Source organism: Enterococcus sp. (assembly GCF_032555305.1).
GTDB lineage: Bacteria > Bacillota > Bacilli > Lactobacillales > Enterococcaceae > Enterococcus_A.
Map to the genome: position 1 here is coordinate 44,543 of NZ_JAWGOQ010000033.1, position 19,668 is coordinate 64,210.

At 41.7% G+C, this 19,668-nt stretch carries 15 protein-coding genes; 12 read left to right on the forward strand and 3 right to left on the reverse strand.

The genetic code is table 11. The annotated features are described in order from the left end of the window. Nucleotides 1-162: 162 nt before the first annotated feature. Nucleotides 163-2,895, forward strand: a complete 2,733-nt coding sequence (locus tag E6139_RS19220) for a cation-translocating P-type ATPase (protein WP_316405150.1) — start codon at nucleotides 163-165, stop codon at nucleotides 2,893-2,895. Nucleotides 2,896-2,936: 41 nt separating this feature from the next. On the opposite strand, the gene E6139_RS19225 is transcribed toward E6139_RS19220, so the two are convergent. Continuing rightward, a complete protein-coding gene (locus tag E6139_RS19225; protein WP_316405151.1) occupies nucleotides 2,937-3,086 on the reverse strand; it encodes a hypothetical protein in 150 nt (49 codons plus the stop codon). A gap of 453 nt (nucleotides 3,087-3,539) precedes the next feature. Between E6139_RS19225 and rsgA the strand changes: the two genes are divergently transcribed. Next, complete coding sequence (gene rsgA / locus E6139_RS19230) at nucleotides 3,540-4,544, forward strand: ribosome small subunit-dependent GTPase A (protein ID WP_316405152.1); 1,005 nt, start codon at nucleotides 3,540-3,542, stop codon at nucleotides 4,542-4,544. A 379-nt stretch (nucleotides 4,545-4,923) separates the two neighbouring features. Further along, entirely contained in the window at nucleotides 4,924-6,615 is a 1,692-nt protein-coding gene (locus E6139_RS19235) for a metallophosphoesterase family protein (RefSeq protein ID WP_316405153.1), read from the forward strand. 33 nt (nucleotides 6,616-6,648) lie between these two features. Here E6139_RS19235 and E6139_RS19240 read toward each other — a convergent pair whose 3' ends face one another. After that, nucleotides 6,649-7,488 (reverse strand): NAD(P)-dependent oxidoreductase, encoded by an 840-nt coding sequence (locus E6139_RS19240; protein ID WP_316405154.1) that lies wholly within the window; start codon nucleotides 7,486-7,488, stop codon nucleotides 6,649-6,651. Nucleotides 7,489-7,606: 118 nt separating this feature from the next. On the opposite strand from E6139_RS19240, the gene E6139_RS19245 reads away from it, so the two are divergent. Then, nucleotides 7,607-8,419, forward strand: a complete 813-nt coding sequence (locus tag E6139_RS19245; RefSeq protein WP_316405155.1) for a helix-turn-helix transcriptional regulator — start codon at nucleotides 7,607-7,609, stop codon at nucleotides 8,417-8,419. A gap of 196 nt (nucleotides 8,420-8,615) precedes the next feature. On the opposite strand, the gene E6139_RS19250 is transcribed toward E6139_RS19245, so the two are convergent. Continuing rightward, entirely contained in the window at nucleotides 8,616-9,530 is a 915-nt protein-coding gene (locus E6139_RS19250) for an ArsR/SmtB family transcription factor (RefSeq protein ID WP_316405156.1), read from the reverse strand. Between the two features lie 240 nt (nucleotides 9,531-9,770). On the opposite strand from E6139_RS19250, the gene E6139_RS19255 reads away from it, so the two are divergent. The 8 genes from E6139_RS19255 to E6139_RS19290 all read left to right on the forward strand — a co-directional run bounded on the left by E6139_RS19255 (nucleotide 9,771) and on the right by E6139_RS19290 (nucleotide 18,859). Then, nucleotides 9,771-11,048 carry an extracellular solute-binding protein gene (locus tag E6139_RS19255; protein ID WP_316405157.1) on the forward strand — a complete coding sequence of 426 codons (1,278 nt, stop codon included), beginning with the start codon at nucleotides 9,771-9,773 and terminating at the stop codon, nucleotides 11,046-11,048. 78 nt (nucleotides 11,049-11,126) lie between these two features. After that, complete coding sequence (locus E6139_RS19260; protein ID WP_410470554.1) at nucleotides 11,127-12,032, forward strand: carbohydrate ABC transporter permease; 906 nt, start codon at nucleotides 11,127-11,129, stop codon at nucleotides 12,030-12,032. 14 nt (nucleotides 12,033-12,046) lie between these two features. After that, nucleotides 12,047-12,883: a carbohydrate ABC transporter permease gene (locus E6139_RS19265; RefSeq protein WP_316405158.1), complete on the forward strand. Its 837-nt coding sequence runs from the start codon at nucleotides 12,047-12,049 to the stop codon at nucleotides 12,881-12,883. A gap of 4 nt (nucleotides 12,884-12,887) precedes the next feature. Beyond that, a complete protein-coding gene (locus E6139_RS19270) occupies nucleotides 12,888-13,298 on the forward strand; it encodes a hypothetical protein (protein WP_316405159.1) in 411 nt (136 codons plus the stop codon). Nucleotides 13,299-13,317: 19 nt separating this feature from the next. Beyond that, nucleotides 13,318-15,120, forward strand: a complete 1,803-nt coding sequence (locus E6139_RS19275) for a glycoside hydrolase family 2 protein (RefSeq protein WP_316405160.1) — start codon at nucleotides 13,318-13,320, stop codon at nucleotides 15,118-15,120. 117 nt (nucleotides 15,121-15,237) lie between these two features. After that, nucleotides 15,238-16,356 carry a sn-glycerol-3-phosphate ABC transporter ATP-binding protein UgpC gene (locus E6139_RS19280; RefSeq protein WP_316405161.1) on the forward strand — a complete coding sequence of 373 codons (1,119 nt, stop codon included), beginning with the start codon at nucleotides 15,238-15,240 and terminating at the stop codon, nucleotides 16,354-16,356. Nucleotides 16,357-16,596: 240 nt separating this feature from the next. Next, the gene (locus tag E6139_RS19285; protein WP_316405162.1) at nucleotides 16,597-17,001 is read left to right on the forward strand and encodes a hypothetical protein; all 405 of its coding nucleotides are present in this window, start codon (nucleotides 16,597-16,599) and stop codon (nucleotides 16,999-17,001) included. Nucleotides 17,002-17,143: 142 nt separating this feature from the next. Next, on the forward strand, nucleotides 17,144-18,859 hold the full coding sequence (locus E6139_RS19290) for an ABC transporter ATP-binding protein (protein WP_316405163.1): 1,716 nt from the start codon (nucleotides 17,144-17,146) through the stop codon (nucleotides 18,857-18,859). Nucleotides 18,860-19,668: the final 809 nt, after the last annotated feature.

Consider the following 19,668-nt stretch of genomic DNA (forward strand, 5'->3'; position numbering starts at 1 on the left):
GAATCGAAGAAAACCCACATAAGGGAGTAACCAGCAGTGTAAACTGTGACAGTATCACCAATGCCGAAAGTAAATTTCTGGTACTGTCTTGAATGGTGAGACTTGTGTATGCCTTTTTAGACATACGCAAGTCTCTTTTTTTATAAAAATTAGGAGGATTTTATGACAGAGTTGAAAAAGAAACAAAGTACGTCAGAATTTTATTCAGAAGCTGCAGAACTTGTTTTAACAGAAATGCAGTCTTCTAGTGCGGGGATAAGCAACAATGAGGCTGCTAAACGCTTAAAGGAGTACGGCAAAAACGAATTAGCGGAAGGTAAGAAAAAAAGTCTGCTGATGAAATTTGCTGAGCAGTTTAAAGATTTTATGATCTTGGTTTTATTGGCGGCAGCAATCATATCTGCAGTTGTTTCCCATGAGATCGTGGATTCCATCATCATCCTGTTAGTGGTGATCATCAATGCGATCATGGGTGTCTTTCAAGAAGCGAAGGCGGAACAGGCGATCGAAGCGCTGAAGCAAATGTCGACACCCAACGCCAATGTGTTAAGAGATGGACATACCTTGTCGATCAAAAGCGATGAGCTAGTTCCCGGCGATATCGTGCTTTTGGAAGCGGGGGATGTTGTTCCAGCGGATATTCGATTACTGGAAGCTGCTTCGTTAAAAATCGAAGAGGCGGCGCTAACCGGAGAATCTGTACCGGTAGAAAAACAAACAGGTATATTGCCAGCGGGGGATATCGGCATTGGGGATCGCGTCAATATGGCGTTTTCCAACAGCAATGTCACCTACGGCCGCGGCAAAGGTGTAGTGGTAAACACGGGAATGAGCACCGAAGTCGGCAAAATCGCGGACATGCTGGCGCAAGCGGATGAAACCGAAACACCGCTGAAGAATAATCTGAATGATCTAGGCAAATTTTTGACCATGGCTATTATTGCGATCGCAGTAATTATGTTCATTGTCGGAACGGTATTCAACGGAACGTCTTTCGTAGATATGCTGCTGACATCAATCTCTCTGGCAGTCGCTGCGATCCCCGAAGGATTACCGGCGATTGTCACGATTATTTTGGCTTTGGGAACGCAAGTCATGGCGAAGCGCAATTCGGTGATTCGTAAATTACCAGCTGTCGAGACATTGGGGAGCACGGACATCATCGCTTCTGATAAGACAGGAACCTTGACGCTGAATCAAATGACGGTTGAAAAGCTGTACGATGATTTCCAGCAAAAATCAGCCAAGTCGACGATTGGAACAGACAATATGGCGTTGAAGATCATGAATTACGCCAACGACACCAAAATTGCTCAAGATGGAACCTTGATCGGTGATCCGACAGAAACAGCACTGGTTCAGTTCGGGATCGATCAAAAATTTGATGTCAACGAGTGTTTAATCAATGAACCGCGGGTAGCTGAGTTGCCTTTTGATTCAGATCGTAAATTGATGAGTACCATCCACCAGCTATCAAACGGAAAGTACCTTGTCGCTGTCAAAGGTGCGCCTGATGTATTGATTCAGCGAACAACTCGGGTCATTATCGACGGACAAGAAGTCGCGATGACGGAGAAGCAAAGAAACGAAATTTTATTTAACAATGCAGATATGGCAAAACAAGCGCTGCGGGTGTTGTCCATGGGCTACAAATATCTGGATGAACTGCCGCAGGAATTGACTTCGGAAATACTTGAAAATGATTTGTGCTTTGCAGGTCTCGTTGGGATGATTGATCCAGAACGTAAAGAAGCGGCGGAAGCGGTAAGAATGGCGAAAGAAGCCGGAGTCCGTCCAATTATGATCACTGGTGACCACAAGGACACAGCAGAAGCGATCGCAGTTCGATTGGGAATCATTCACTCTGGAAATTCTAAAGCAGTCTTGACAGGTGCGGAACTGAATGAAATGAGCGATGAGGAGTTCGCAAAGCAGGTTTATAACTACTCCGTGTATGCACGTGTTTCACCGGAGCATAAGGTTCGGATCGTGAAGGCGTGGCAAAAAGAAGGCAAGGTAGTCGCGATGACTGGCGATGGTGTGAACGATGCGCCGTCATTAAAACAAGCAGATATTGGGATCGGTATGGGAATCACTGGAACAGAGGTCTCCAAAGGGGCATCAGATATGGTATTAGCTGATGATAATTTCGCCACGATTGTTGTAGCGGTTGAAGAGGGACGAAAGGTCTTTTCTAACATTCAAAAGACCGTTCAATATTTGCTGGCGGCAAACTTAGGCGAAGTGTTGACTTTATTCATCGCGACGATGTTTGCTTGGGACACGTTGTTGCCGATTCATCTGTTATGGATCAATTTAGTGACAGATACCTTCCCGGCAATCGCTTTAGGAATGGAACCAGCCGAAAAAGATTTGATGAGTCATAAGCCAAGAGGAAGAAGCTCGAACCTATTCTCTGGCGGCGTGTTCAGCAGTATCATCTATCAAGGGATCTTAGAGGGTGGCATTACGCTGTTTGTCTATTGGTTCGCGATCCAAAACCCAGCCCATACCGCAATGAATATGCTGGGGCTATCAGCACAAGCGCTGTATAGTCTGCAACACGCGGATGCCTTGACGATGTGTTTTGCAACACTAGGATTCATGCAGCTGTTCCATGCCTTTAACGTGAAATCTGTGAAGCAGTCGATCTTTAAAGTGGGGCCTTTCCGCAATAAGACCTTTAACTGGGCGATCTTGCTTTCGTTTGCGTTGATGGGTGTGATCATTCTCGTTCCAGGTCTGAACGATATTTTCCGAGTAGCGACATTAAATGGTAGCCAGTGGGGCGTTGTTGCCGGAGCATCCTTCTCGATTATTCCAATCGTCGAAGTGGTGAAATTTCTGCAACGGAAATTGTCTACGGAAAAAGTCGAAGAAGCTGTGATCGAATAAAAAAGAAGGCAACGTACCATAATCGAGTACGTTGCCTATTATTATGCGCTTTTCTTATTCTTGAGACAGACATATTTCATCGTTGTCGTCCCGACAATGATCGTATTTACATTGATTCGTTCAATGATTCCTGTTACTTTCTCCCCGTGACAGTCGACCGTCGTAATTTCATTGCCAATAATGTATTCCATCAATACCCCATCCCTTTCCTATGACATGCTAACACTGAAAGAAGAATCATTCTCTTCAATAATGTATTACGAAATGAAATTATTAAAAGTGCATATCATTTGTTATTTTTCTGTTTAAGTAAATTACGCAGGATGGCGTTATAAAATTCTTGGATTCGTCTTTTTTCAACATTGCCTTTGTTTATGTGTGTTTGATATACTGATAATGAAAATAAATCCACCTATTTAAGAATGGAGTATGTCTTGTGAGTGTCGCAGGTATCTAATCAATGAGCTAAATAATCAAATAGACCTAGGTTTATTTGGTGTGCTTATGGAAGTGATATCTGTCGAGTGAATCGTAATGTTGAATTCTCAGGCGATAGTATGACTGTCGTCTTTTTTTGTATACTTTTTAGGTGAAATATTTATTTTTGGCAGATATCTCTAATCAAAAAGGAGAAGAGATCATCTATGAAAACAACTAATGACAATCAAACAGAAATAATTGCTCAGGTGACAGCGGTGCATAAAGATTTATTTGAAATTAATTGTGAAAAAGGCAATGGTTTTGCTCGAGTCAAGCGCGGTCATTATGACTTGGAAGAGGAAATCTACCCGACGACAGGGGATTATGTTGCGATCGATTGGCAGGGAAAAGACCACAGTATTATTTTGCGGACATTGACCCGTAGTTCTGCCTTATCGCGTATGGATTCGACAGAAGGGCGAGAGCAAATGATTGCGGCGAATTTTGATTATATTTTCATCTTGCAATCGTTGAATCATGATTTTAATCCGCGCCGATTAGAACGTTACCTGACACTTGGCTGGCAGTCCGGCGGGGTTCCAATCGTGCTATTAACAAAAACAGATCAAATCGAAGAGTATTCGGATCAGCTTGCGGAAGCGCAAGAGATCGCGATTGGCACCGAAGTGTATCCAATCAGTGCGGTGACTTCTGAAGGACTGGCTGAGTTGGAGCAATATTTGCAACCAAAGAAAACTGTAGTCTTAGTTGGTTCATCGGGCGTGGGAAAATCAACGTTAATCAATCGTCTGCTGGGGAAAGAAATTATGGAGACACAGGCGGTTCGGGAGAATGACAGTCGCGGCAGACATACGACCAGCCATCGCCAGCTGTTTACTCTGGACAACGGTGCAAAGATCATCGATACACCCGGCATGCGAGAGGTTGGTATGTGGGATGTTTCTAAAGGATTGGAGCAAACCTTTGCCGATGTAGAAGCCTATTTTGGCAACTGTAAATTCAAGGATTGCCACCATCAAAGTGAGCCGGGCTGTGCTGTCAAAGAAGCGCTGGCAAATGGTGAACTGGCACCTGAACGCTGGGAAAGCTATCTTAAGCTCCTTGAAGAGGCGCAGTTTACCAATGATAAAACGGCCTATTTGCAGAAAAAGGAAGCGTGGCTGAAGGACCTCAGTAAATCCGTCCGAAAAATGAATATTCGAAGATAGCTAGTTGAAGAATCGTTTAGAGTATTGCGACTCTAAACGATTTTGTCAGTCCAACTTTTCGCAGTTTTATTTAAAGATGAGTTCAAATTAAAACTTTGACTTGAGCAGTGGTACAAGCGGTGTAGTTGGATGATATGCGTAATGAGAATAAACCTAACTTTTTCGGTCTTTGAAAAAGTTAATCCCTTAACACGAATTAGCTGCGATTCAGGTGACAAAACCTATCTAATAGCCAAATCGTATGCGTACGAAAATAGCTTCATTTTTCGCGGGTTTTGAAAAATGAATACTCTAACGGGGGCTAGCTATTCCTTGATTTGACGAGGCGCGCTATAATAGGTTTAATGTACAGGAGAACAACGCCAAGAGAGGTGATTCCATGAAATCAAAGAAGGATCCGATCAATCAATTGGTTGAACAACGAAATCAGCTTAAGCAAGCGGCACTTCCGCTAATGCTGGCCGAACGGATCGAGCTGTATCCTGAAAACAAACGACGCCCTGTTAATAAGACGGTTTTCAAAAATGATTATTTTCAATTAACCTATAATACGCGGAATCATTCGATGGCGATCTCTTCGAAGGGGGATCTGGTGTATTCCGCGATTCCTTATGATACGGCTCGAAATTATATTCAACGGGCCGCGATCCAATATCTACTGCATCCAGAAGAAATTCGGCGTTACATCGAGCTTCATCAAACGACAGTCGAGAAATATTTAACGCTGAGCATCTTCCAGGTGACGGGGAATCGAGTTGCGGAAAATTCCTTTGAGGTGAAGCAGGCTTACAAGGCGATTTTACAGAATCCGCTGTTGGAGATCCAAATTGCCGGACGGCTGATGCAGCATGATGAGACCGGGCCGCTGTCTGCCAATCTCGCTGGTAAATTTCTCTTTAGTGAAAATGTCAAAACCGGGATTGCGGGTTATATCTCCGAGTATTTAAATTTTGTCGTTCAAGTGACGAATTCGTTGCCGTTGATGATTGACGGGAAAGATGTTCAATTGTTAGATGCAGTGGGACAAGATCAGCTATTGCTTGATAAGGGCTTGTCCATCCATTCGGATATCGAATCAGCCTTGTCCTTACTGCCGCAAGAAGTAAAGCAGGGTATCGAAAATGCCTTGGTTACCACGGAAGCTGTTCAACAGGTCAATACCAAGCCGCTTTTACGCTCAGAATATTGCGAGGAACTGGCTAGAACACGAGAGAATTACATCGCTCACAGCGTCCATCCTGATGAGGCGGAGAAATATTTCAAAAACGTTCACTCGACTGAGAATCGTAATATTGTCAATGTAGTTTCGGATATTCACGCTAAAGAGGGAAAACTACCATTTGTTAATCGAAATTTCAATGTGTTGGTTGGTGATGTGTCGGATTCTCATGTGGCAGACTCGGAAATCGAAGGACTTTATGTCATCGGCGGGCACGAATTAGTCGATGTCTTGCCTGAAACGACTGATCGAACAGATGCAGCGTGGGATAAATGGCGGCCGTTTTTCAATTATGAATGGTTTAAAGAATTGCTGGCGGAGCCAGATGAGGCATGGTATTTATTGCCAACAGGCGAGCACGAGTTTTATGAAGAGGTCAAAGCGAAAATTGCCAGTCGCTTTCCAAAAATGCAGATGCTGAATAATGCCAGTCTGATTCATGATGGCGTTCGCTATGTCGGACTGACGATCCCGGTGGCATTAGTCAGACGAAAAGAGGCGCTCCAACGCTTTATTTTAGAATCATTGGAGAAAATCTTAGATGAAGATGTTGAGATACCAACAGTGATCGTTTCCCATGCACCGTTGTTCAATGAATTAAGCCTGCTGCCAGAAACCAGCGATGCTTATAATAAGGATTATATTTGTGAAGAACCTAAGATCGAAGAACTATTCAAAAAATACAATATTATTGGCGCAATTCATGGGCACCATCATATTCCGGCGTCCTCAAGACGTTTCAAAAACGTCGACTTTGCCGGGAAACGCCTGTTTGTGGTTTGCTCGATCTATTCGAAGGTGAACACCGGCTTTGAATTGATGACCTTGCTGAAAGACATCAAAAAAGAGTAGAAACGGCTCGCGTTTTTACTCTTTTTTTGATATCTATAATGCATCCGCATCAACTGCGGCTTTGAAGGCTGGGTATTTCGCTTCAAATCCTAGTTCATTTTTGATCGCTGTTGTGTTCAAGATCATACTGAAGGGATTATTTGCTGGCAAGGTGTCAGCAGCAGCGGTAGTGTTGGTAGCTGCGAGTAAATCAGCAATACTTGAAGGCTCCTCGTCACCAACATTATAAATGCTGCCAGCGACCGTTGATTTTTTTGCTGCCAGATAAAGCGCTTGGCAAATATCATGGTGATGGATCATGGACATTTTTTGTTCAGGACTCCAGTGACTCATGATCGGTGCGAACTCGGTCAAATGCTGATCGCCGTCACCGTAAACGAACGCAAAGCGGAGAATTCGAACATCAAGTCCGGCTTTTTCCTGCAAATCTAATAGGATTTTTTCTGCCGCGACTTTGGTTTTTGGATAAGTTCCTTGTGGATTGAGAGGTTCTGTTTCCAAGCAGGCCTGTTCTCTTTGAACATCCATATATACGAGGCTGGTGCTGCTGAATACAAAGCGTGAGACTCCGGCAGCGATAGCGGCATTTGCTAAGGTTTGTGTGCCGTCGACATTGGCTTTCCACGCAGCCTCGTCACTAACATTGCGGAATTGCGCTGCTAAATGAACCACAACATCCGTTTCTTTGATCAGCTCGGCTAATTTTTTCTGGTCAGATAGATTACCGAGAACCAATTTTGCTCCTTGTTCTTCCAAAAAGCGGGCACGCTCCAAATCTCTCACTAAAACGTGGACTTCTTCACCTTTATTTAGTAGATATGCGGCAAAACGACTGCCGACTTTTCCAGTGGCGCCAGTTAAAAAGTATTTCATAAAAGCTCTCTCCTTTGTTATCAAAATCATTTACTTTATAATAATCGAAGAATCAATGCTTATCCTGATGCTGGTTATCCTACCATTGACAGTATTAGGCTAAGAGAGGAGTACAATCATGAATGAATTAACCACTACAAAATCAATCGGCGCGTTTCTTGCTTCTGCCCGCAAACGAATCACTCCTGAAACGGTCGGATTACCGAATACGCGTCGAAGAAGAACGCCAGGATTGAGAAGAGAAGAAGTCGCAGAACTCGCAAATATCGGGGTGTCTTGGTATACCGCGATCGAACAAGGAAAGAATGTTCATCCTTCTCTGCAGGTATTAGAGAGCATCGCTGCCGCTTTGCAATTGACGGCAGCCGAAAAGAGCTATCTCTTTGGACTAGCGAACCTATCTGAAGTCCAATCCACTCAAGAAAACACTGAATTGAGTGTTGGAATGACGCGAATGGTCGATGCTTTAGACCCGAATCCTGTTTATGTAATCGATCAATATTGGAATATCCTCTATTGGAATCAAGCCGCGGACTTTATTTTTAAGCTGTCGCATGAAACAAATGCTCCGAATCTATTAGAGCATTTTTTGCTGAATGAACACATGAAGCAGCTGATTACCGATTGGCAAAAATATGCTGAAATCATGGTGGATCGCTATCGTGCTGACAAGGCGAAATATCCTCACGATGAGAAATTTCAAGCAACAATCGATGCGTTGCAAAAGGAAAGCTCCTTGTTTGCAAAAAAATGGGCAGAGGAAACGATTACGATTCCAACCGACAGCTACAAGGATTGGCAGCATCCAGAAATCGGGGCGGTCGCCTTTGATCATATGAATCTACTGTCGTCAGAATTACCGAATTATACAATCAAGCTATTTATGGCGGATGATTCGACAAAGGTAAAAATAGAGAATAGTCTGCGTTAATTACCCGTTGCTAAATGTGGAATGAGTACCTTTCTATCTGAATTTAGGTTTGGTTTTCTAAGAATATCTTGGAATGAAGGGAATCTTATCAACTTTTGAAAATGAATACAAATAAACTTCTAGGATAGAAGGGAGCTCACCCACTATCCTAGAAGTTTATTTTGTTTGGAAACAGCGACTAGGATGGAGATGCTGCTCAGTTGCTTTCACGATAGTAGACATTGATTTTTATATCTTGATCGTGATTACCAAACCCTTTACCGAAGAGGGTCAAACCACCTTTGTTCTTCGCATCTGATTCAATTTCAAAACGTAATTTTATAAACTCCGCTTCATGTAAATTTAAATCATCGATAGACACTTCAGAATAGGATTGACCGTCAATACCAGTGTCGATTTTGTTTACTCTAAGGTGCTTCAATAATCCGTACTGGCTGAATTCATCTCCCCACCATGAAGGTGTATAGCGGCCTCGTGTATCTGAATAGTTTCCAGGGACCGTATAGACTGCTACTTTTTTGTCGTTAATGAATATCGAAATATCACTTGGCCAAACGTTATTTGAAATGGGAAATTCCGAAGCAATCTCAAAACTGAGTTCCAGCATTTCAGGGATCTCATCTTCTTGCAGCATATTCGGAATTTTGTATTCAACAAACCCGTTATTAAACCAAAGCAACGCGGCATCTACACGTTTTTCATCCATGAAATACCTTGGTTCATCTGTCAAACCAACGACATCCTTCACGGTGGCGAGCCCACAAGTCGGTTCTACATGAAAATCAGTAAAGTGACCTAAACGCAGGTTTGTCTGGTAGGACTTGTACTCCTGATAAACCTTTTCAGGAAATGAAAGATTGATATTATCAACTTTCAGATACACAAGCTTTTTATTCCGATTCGCGCCGATACCTCGCTCTGAGCCTAACAGTCCAGCATCTTCCATTTGCTGTACGTGTCTAGTCACAATCGCGTTACTAAGATTTAGTTTTTTGGCAATTTCTCCGATGCTTTTTTTACTATTTCCGATAAACAACAAAATATTAATTCTTGTTTCGCTTGCTAACGCCTCAAAAACTGGTAGCGAATAGGTGCTTAAATCTAGTTCCATGAAGTCCTCCTTTTAACTAATTGGTTAAATTGAATGTTTGTGAAACCAGTATAACACAATATTAGTTTAACTAAAAAGTACTATTTGGTAAATTCGAAATAAATAGCGTTGACAGCGCTTTCTGAGCGTGGTATTTTCTTTTCAGAATAAATAAATACTTTACGTTTGACCAATGAGTTAATTATATATTTTACAAAAAATGATTAGTAATTAACTTATAAGTAAAAAGGAGGAAAACAAATGAAAGTATCAAAGTTGGCAAGTTTAGTAATTGTAGCAGGTGCGTGTTTAGGAATGCTCGCGGGCTGTGGCGGGGGAGGATCGACCAGTAATTCTTCTGCAAAGGACAAAAAGGAAATTGTCTTCTGGAATCCATTCACCGGTGCCGATAGTGAAAATATCAAAAAAATGATTAATGAATACAATGATACCAATCCTGATTATAAAGTGAAAAATGTTGCGATGAAGGAAGTGGATATGTATAAAAAAATTCCGACAGTGGTAAGTTCAGGAAAGAATATTCCAGATTTGAACATTGTGCACGCGGAACGGATTCAACAATATAAAGACAATGAAATGCTGACAACTTATGATGATGTGTTAGCTGATTATCCAGAAATAAAAGCTGATAACTATGTTGAGGCTGCTTGGAACATGGGGGAATTGGACGATAAGCGTTATGGTCTCCCATTAGATATTCACTCTTGGGGAACTTACTATAATAAAGCTCTAGTGAAGAAGTATTGCCCGACTGCTTTAGATGATGAGATCGTGACGTTTGATGAAATCGAGGAAGCTGGCAAAAAAGCAAAAGCGGATAATATTTCGGCTATTGGTGAAACATGGGTCAAACCGAATTTCCTTTCTGTAATAAAACAAAAAGGCGGTCAACTTTCTGAAAACGGCGTCGATCCAACCTTAGACACTGCAGCTTCAAAAGACGCTATCAAGGTTTGGCGAGATCTTTATGAGATGGGTATTACCAATAAGGATGGCGAAGACGCGACACAAATCTTTGTATCTGGAAAATCGATTTTCTTGCCAGAAGGGATTTGGGCACAAAATACGATTAACGAAGCGGAATTTGAATGGGGCTTCACCAACTCTCCTCAATTAACAGATGATTTAAGTAAGGCTGTCAATTGGTCATCTTCACACCAATTCGTGATGTTCAACAATGAGGATCGTTCAGATGCCAAGACAAAAGGGATTATGGACTTTATTGAATGGTTGCGTACGAATTCTCTAGAGTGGGCTAAAGCGGGGCAGAATCCTGCATCATTAGATATCTTGAACAATGAAGAGTATAAAAAAATGCCGCAATCACTATACATGAATGATCCAAAAGAACGGGATACGTTGACGATTTTTGATTATAAATATAACGGATATGTTTCTGAATATCTTGAAACGAATGGCTTTGATACTATTTTCGGTAAAAAATCGGTAAAAGACTTTACAGCAGGTATGCAAAAAGAAGTGAAAGAAAAAATCGCGAAAGATAAAACCAATAAATAAGTAAAGAAGTCGTGGTCTAAGAAGGGTCTTTAATCTAAGACCACGATTTTCTTTCCTAAATGAAAGGACGGAAGCAATATGATGTCAGCAGCCGAAAAGGCCAAGCCCAAAAAGCAGGTAAAACTTGCGATGAAGCCTTGGTTGTTTCTAGCACCTCACTTAATTATCTTTTTGATATTTTTTCTAATTCCTTCAGTTTTTGGTGTCATCGTGTCTTTCACGGATTGGGATCTAGTTGGTTCACCAGAATTTGTGGGATTAGCCAACTATAAAGAAATTCTTTTTAATCAGGACTCGATCTTTTACGAGCAGTTGCGAATTGGTCTGAAAAATACCGTTCTATTTGTCATCTTTACCGTCCCATTTTGTATTATTGTGCCGCTATTTTTGGCGGCCGCGTTAAATGCCAAACCAAAATTTTGGAAGGTGTTCCAATCACTATTTTACTTGCCTTCACTATTTGCCATCTCAGCGGTCGCAATTTTATGGACGATGATGTTCAATGTCAGCTTTGGACCGATCAACCACCTTTTAGGCACAGATATTCCTTGGGTAGGAATTCAACCGTATGCGTGGATAACTTTAGTAGTGGTTACGGTCTGGTGGGTGATTGGACAAAATATGATCATTTATCAAGCAGCATTGAACGGGATTTCAAAGGACTTCTACGAAGCGGCAGATATAGACGGCGCTACTTCTATCCAGAAATTTTTCAAGATCACATTACCAGCAATCAAAGGACAGATCTTGTATACCGTGGTGATGACGACGATCTCTCAATTCAATGTTTATGGGCAACCCTTGATGGTGACAAAAGGCGGTCCAAATGATTCAACACGCGTTCTTTTGATGTATATCCAACAAAATGCCTTTGGTTCTGGACAATCAATCGCGGGAATGTCTTCTGCTTTAGCAGTAATTTTAGGATTGTGCATCATGGTTGTCTCTGCTGTGCAGTTTGTCTTATTGAGAAACAAGGATTAGGAGGAAAAGTAAAAATGAAGAAAAAATCAGTTACCAAAATCGTTGCTTTTCTATTTCTATTTGTCATGGCGGTCATCTGGATGTTGCCATTACTTTACGGCTTTTTCACTTCCTTTAAATCGCACGGAGAGATTATGACCAGCGGCTTCAAAATTATGCCTGCGGAGTGGGTTTTGAGCAATTATACAAACTTACTGGTAAACAACACCAGTGCACCACTGTTGAGATGGTTTTTGAACTCGATGTTTATCGCAGTGACTCACACGGTACTTGTGCTCTTTGTTGTTTCCTTTTCGGCGTTTGCCTACAGCCGCTTGAATTTTAAAGGGAAAAATTTCTTATTCACTTTTTTATTGGTGACAATGATGTTTCCTTCTGTAGTGAATTTGATCCCCTTGTATAAAATAGTCGATATTTTTGGCTGGGTGAATACACCGATGGCGATGATCGTTCCCGCTGCTTCGGGTGTCTTCAACATTTTCCTAGTGCGACAATTTATGGATAATATTCCAAAAGATTTTGATGAGGCAGCTCAAATCGATGGTGCAGGAGAGTTCACTATTTTTACGAAGATCATTCTGCCGTTAGTTAAGCCTGTATTGCTAGTAGTTGCGTTGTTTTCATTCACCGGATCATGGAATGATTTCCTTTGGCCGTCAATTGTTTTTAATGATGTAGAACGGATGCCAATTACTGCTGGACTGCAATTGCTGCAGGGGATGTATGATGTGAAGCCTGGTTTATTGATGGCTGGTGCGTTGATTGCGATCGTTCCAACGTTTATCTTATATCTTTTTGCCCAGAAGTATTTCTTACAGTCGATGTCACTTTCAGCTGGCGTGAAAGGATAATCCTATGAGTCGAAAAAGAGAACGAATGTTGATGAAAGTTATGGGAATTTGGCAAATTATCGACGGTCTTATCACGATTTTGTTTTATGGGGTCTATCAAGAGTTTTTTGCTCATCATAGTACTAGTAGTTTCAGCACACAATATCATGGAATGAATGCACTTTTCGGCAATGCCTTTTTGTTTATTTGTGGATTTGGCACACTATTGATCGGATTAGGTCTATTCAATCTAATCGCTAGCCAGAAATACGTTAGAGATGATGAAATCATTCGGTCCATTGGTGTTGTTTTAGTGATTCAAGCATTATTTTCATATCTGATTTTTGATGTGATTTGTTTGGTTTTAGGAATGTCTGCAGCAGTGATCCTGTTGGCAAAAAATAAAAGTATACGCTTAAGCAGTCAGGCTGGTTAAGCAAGAGTAGGAGTAGAGAATGAATAGGAATGAATACCCGCGTCCGCAGTTTGTGAGAGATTTTTGGATGAATTTGAACGGCGAATGGCAATTCGCTTTTGATGATGATGATCGAGGAAGGAAGGAGCGCTGGTATGCAGAGAAGAAGCTGGACAGCACCATCAATGTACCGTTTGTTTACCAATCAGAGTTGAGCGGAATCAATGATCGAACCCCTCATGATATTGTTTGGTACAAACGTTCCTTCGATGTTCAACCTACAAAAGACGAGCGAGTCATACTGCACTTTGGTGCGGTGGATTATGAAGCTGAAGTGTATATTAACGGGCAGCATGTATGTCATCATATCGGCGGAAATACCAGTTTTTCGATTGACATTACAGAGCAATTGAACGAAGGAACAACGCAGGAAGTCAGTGTGAGAGCGTTTGACAGTCATTACGATGAGTCGATTCCGCGTGGCAAGCAGTTCTGGGAGGATGAATCTCGAGGAATCTGGTACACGAATTCTACTGGGATTTGGCAAACGGTTTGGTTAGAGATCGTTCCAAAGAATTACATTAAGGATGTCCGAATTACTCCGTTGTTTGACGAAGGAAAGGTTTCCTTTGATGTGGAATTTCCTGCTAACCATCCGAAAGCTTCATTAAATTATGAAATTAACTATGGTGAGATCCCGATTGCATCAGGAACGCTCGATGTAGTTTCAAATAGAAGTATTTTTGATGTAGAACTGATTCAGAATCATATTTTCCGTACGAATTATCATAGTGAAGGGTGGACATGGACACCAGAAACACCAAATTTATTTGATGTTACCTTTTGCCTGATAACTGAAGGACAAAAAGAAGATAAGGTGTTCAGTTATTTTGGGCTGCGCAAAGTTCACACTGAAGATGGCATGGTCTTTTTGAATAACAAACCTTATTATCAAAAATTGGTACTAGACCAAGGCTATTGGCCGAGCGGCTTAATAACTGCACCAACTGATGGAGATTTTATCAAGGACATCGAGTTGGCAAAAGAAATGGGCTTCAATGGTTGTCGGAAGCACCAAAAAGTAGAGGATCCGCGTTTCCTTTATTGGGCGGACAAGCTAGGCTTCATCGTTTGGGGTGAATGTGCTGCTGCTGCTGTATACAACCATGATTCGGCAGAACGACTCGTGGGGGAATGGTCGGATATTATCCGACGGGACTATAACCACCCATCGATTATCACTTGGGTTCCGGTGAATGAAAGCTGGGGAGTTCCAAACATCTCCTTTGATCGCCAGCAGCAGCACTACACGCAAACGATGTATCACTATCTGAAGTCACTTGATCCCACTCGTTTAGTCATTTCTAATGACGGTTGGGCATTGACCGATACGGATATCGTCGCGATCCACAATTACGCACACGGTGAAGAAGAAGAAACGGAAAAATATCTGTACTTTAAAGACAGCTTATCGACGGCTGAAAAATTAATCACTAGAAGATCCACGCCATGGCCGATCTTCGCTAACGGTTTCTCTTACAAGAACCAGCCGATTTTATTAACCGAGTTCGGCGGGATCGGGTTTGACGTTTCTGGACAACCTGGATGGGGCTATACTTCAGTGGAAAATAAAGAAGAATTTTTACGAGATTATCGCCGAGTGATGGAGGCTGTTTTTGCTTCTGAGAGCCTATGGGGGTATTGCTATACGCAGCTGACCGATGTTGAACAAGAAATTAATGGTTTGCTGACTTATGAGCGAGAACCTAAATGCGATTTGAAGGAATTGGCAAAAATCAATGGGTTGTATCACCTGATGGTTTTGGATGGCTTCAGCAACTAGGAAAAGCTAATTTTGAAGCCTCTACCATGAAATTTCGAATCTACTGCTAAAAGAAAATGAACATCAAGAAATCCACGAGAAGCCAAGCTACAGGTATAAAGAAACGGGAGATGGAAAATGGTTGAATTAGAGCTAAATCACATTTACAAAAAATATGAAAGCAACAAAGATTATACCGTAACAGACTTTAATTTACAGATCAAAGACCGTGAATTTATTGTTTTTGTCGGACCTTCCGGTTGCGGAAAATCAACCACCCTGCGGATGGTCGCGGGTCTAGAAGATATTTCCGAAGGGGAGTTCAAAATAAGCGGAGAGTTAATGAACGATGTTGCGCCGAAAGATCGAGATATTGCGATGGTTTTTCAAAATTATGCGCTGTATCCTCATATGACAGTCTTCGATAATATGGCCTTCGGATTGAAGCTGCGGAAATTTGAAAAAACCGAAATAAAAAAGCGGGTGGAAAACGCGGCTGAAATATTAGGCTTAACCGAATACCTGCAAAGTAAACCTTCCGGACTTTCAGGCGGACAACGTCAACGGGTCGCGCTAGGTCGAGCGATCGTGCGCGATGCCAGAGTTTTTCTGATGGATGAGCCTTTATCAAATTTAGATGCAAAGCTTCGTGTAGCCATGCGCGCGGAGATTGCTAAACTGCATCGTCGATTAAACACAACAACGATTTACGTCACACACGACCAAACCGAAGCCATGACGATGGCTGACCGAATTGTCATTATGAAGGACGGCTTTATCCAGCAAATTGGAACACCGCAGGAGGTATATAACACTCCAAATAATAAATTTGTGGCAGGCTTTATTGGTTCACCAGCGATGAATTTCTTCCCAGTAACCTTATCAAACGGCTATATTACTGATGGGAAAGGATTACGGTTACGCGTTCCCGAAGGTAAAAATAAAGTGCTGGTCGAAAAAGGTTATGAAGGGAAAAAAGTGATCTTTGGAATTCGTCCAGAAGACATTCACACGGAGCCAATCGCGATTGATGCGGCACCTCATTCGACAGTCAAAGCAAATGTGGTGGTATCAGAATTGCTGGGAGCAGAGACAATGCTGTATACGAAAACAGGGGATACAGAGTTTATTTCACGTGTCGATGCTCGCGATTTCCATGAACCAGGCGCAGTTGTCGAGTTGGCGTTTAACATTAGTAAAAGTCACTTCTTTGATGCAGAAACAGAAGAAGTCATCAATTTTAGTTCTATTAAATAGCTCTAAAGTCAATACTTAGAGAATAGAAAACAATATCAAGATTCTTATCTACAGAAAACTATCTGACATGCTAGTTTTGAAGTGGAAAAGAATCTTGTTTTGTTGTGAAAAGATAATCGGAAACTATTTCAAGGGGAATTACAATTCTATTTTCTAAAATCTTGAATCACAGTCTTTAGGCTTAGATGAAGATGGTATACTTATTTCAAAGTATTTCAGAAAGTTTTAGGGAGGAAATCTGTGAGAGCCGTCATATCAGGAAGTATTGCTTTTCAAAAGGAATATCAGAAGCTGCGAGAAGAGTTTGAGCAGGCTGGAATAGAAGTGATTGATTACCCAAGGACGAGTGAAAATCTAGCAGAAGAATATCCCGAAATTCTCGTGTCATTTTTCAAGAATATCGAGACTGCGGACATATTTTTTCTAAATAATCAGGATAAAAACGGCGTATCAGGCTACATCGGTGCAGCAAGTTTTTCTGAGCTGACTTATTGTTTGATGCAGAATCTGCTGCACGGGAAAAGTATCCGAATCGTTTTATTGAAGAAGCCAGCGAAAGAGGTATTTTGCTACGATGAGGTGAATCTGTGGCTAGAAAATCAGTGGGTGGAAGTGAGTTCTGGAAGGAGCTATTTGGTAAATTGATAGTGTTTATTGCAATATCAATATGATATTCTATCAAATTGATGCAAAAGCTTCTCTGTTCTTTCTAAGATATTGCTATAATGAACAGAGTTCTTGAACAGAATACTGTCAAGATTCAAACTTTTCGCAAAGGAGTTTCAAAATGTTAAAACGTTTTTTTAGTTATTATCGTCCATATAAGAGCCTATTTATTTTGGACTTCACCTGTGCGGTGTTTGCTGGTTTGTTGGAGCTGGCGTTTCCAGTGGCGGTGAATCAGGTAATTGATAAAATCATGCCGCAAAAAGAATTTCGCGTGGTTTTATTGGCTTGTTTCGCGCTTTTTTCCTTTTATGTGTTGAATACAATCCTGCAATATATAGTGGTTTTTTTTGGACACAAATTGGGCGTCAACATTGAAACCGATATGCGGCGCGAATTATTTGCCCATTTGCAGACGCAGCCCTATGAATATTACGACAATCAAAAGACTGGAAAACTGATCAGTCGCCTAACAACGGATTTGTTCGAAATTTCGGAAGTCGCGCATCATGGTCCAGAAGATGTCTTCATTACGGTCATGACGTTAGTGGGGTCATTCCTATTGATGCTTAATACCCATGTGAAATTAGCGCTCGCAACCTTTGCCTTGCTGCCATTGATCACGTTCGCGTTAGTCTTTTTCAATAAGAAAATGACCAATGTCAACACGCGGATTTATGAAGATTTAGGAGAATTCAATGCTGGGGTGGAGGCTTCTGTCAGCGGAATTCGGGTCACGCAGTCTTTCGCCAATGAAGAACACGAGTATCACAAATTTGGCGGTCTGAGTGAGGCCTACCGCAAATCAAAGATTCTCTTCTATCGAATCATGGCGGTCAGTTCCGCTTATAACTATTTGCTGATTCGTTTGATTAATCTGTTCACACTGATTTTTGGTTCCTATTATGTGATTCAAGGTGAATTGACAAATGGACAATTTGTCGGATTTATTTTACTGGCAAATGTCTTTGTTCGTCCGATCGAAAAGGTCAACACCATGATCGAAAGCTACCCTAAAGGGATCGCTGGCTTCAAACGTCTAACAGAAGAACTAGACAAAAAGCCCACTATCGTTGATCAGCCGAATGCGGTAAATGTGACGCATTTAGCTGGTGATATCAAGTATGAGGATGTTTCCTTTTCTTATGCGGATGGCAAAAAAGTGCTAAATCACGTGAATCTGGCCATTCAACCCGGAGAAACTGTGGCCTTTGTCGGTCAAAGCGGCTCGGGGAAAACTACCTTGTGTAATTTATTGCCACGCTTTTATGAAGTCACTAATGGAAGGATCACAATCGACAACCAAGACATCCGTGATATGACGCTCGCTTCTCTCCGCAATCAAATTGGGATCGTCCAGCAGGATGTGTTCCTGTTTCCCGGCAGTATTCGTGAAAATATTGCTTACGGACGTTTGGACGCTAGCGATGAAGACATCATGAAAGCGGCGAAGCTTGCCCATCTTGAAGGCGTCTTAGACCAAATGCCAGAGGGGATCGATACTCAGATCGGCGAACGTGGCGTCAAGCTTTCTGGCGGACAAAAACAACGGGTAGCGATTGCTCGGATGTTCCTAAAAAATCCGCCAATCTTGATATTAGACGAAGCAACCTCAGCCTTAGATACCGAAACAGAACAGGTGATCCAAGAATCCCTAAATTCCCTAGCAAAAGGGCGGACCACCATGATCATCGCCCATCGCCTAGCTTCAATCAAACACGCTACCCGTATAGTCGTGGTCAGTTCAGAAGGCATCCTGGAACAAGGAACCCATGAAGAGCTGATGGAAAAGGGTGGAGCATATCGAGGCTTGTATGATGCGCAGTTTAGAAGGTAGAAATGTTGCTATCTCAAGTATATAGAACATAGAAAACACTCAAAACGGTATTCGTGTGAAACAGCACCAATACCGTTTTTGTGTGTAATGAGATCATTGTTAACAGATTTCTTCCTTGTTTGGTGCCACTTTTATCAGTACTTTTCGTCAAATATTCCTTTGAACGAACGTTAACCCTGTTTGGCATGGAGCAATAGAACTTTCCCTGTAAAATCCGCCGTATTGCAGGGCAGTTTTAGTAGTTGGCATTTAGATTCCCCTTCAGCGAACGTTTGGTGAGGTCTAAACCGACCATCATCAGAAAAACACCCATGATTGGGAAACTTCCACCGAATGAATAATTGATTAGGGTTCTTTCAAGTACGATCGATAAGATGATGCTATTGCTGACTGTATGGGGTGAAGTGCACCAGATAAATGTTTGTTTTTATCCTTGCTTTTTTTTTAATACTGAAAAGCCTCTACAGCACTCTGACAAAACAGGTGATTTCTTTTGCAAGTAAAGAACATGTGATATAGTAGCCCTGTAATTATTATCAGGATCTCAGTTCTACTACCTGCTTTAGTAGGTCTAGTAGAATGACATACGTGGAGAGAATCTGACTCTTTTTTTTGGTTTTAAAAAAAATGAATTCCTTAATAGGAACTAGGATCTCAGTTCTACTACCTGCTTTAGCAGGTTTAGTAGAATGACATACGTGGAGAGAACCAGACTCATTTTTTTGGTTTTAAAAAAAATGAATTCCTTAATAGGAACTAGGATCTCAGTTCTACTACCTGCTTTAGCAGGTTTAGTCGAATGACATGCG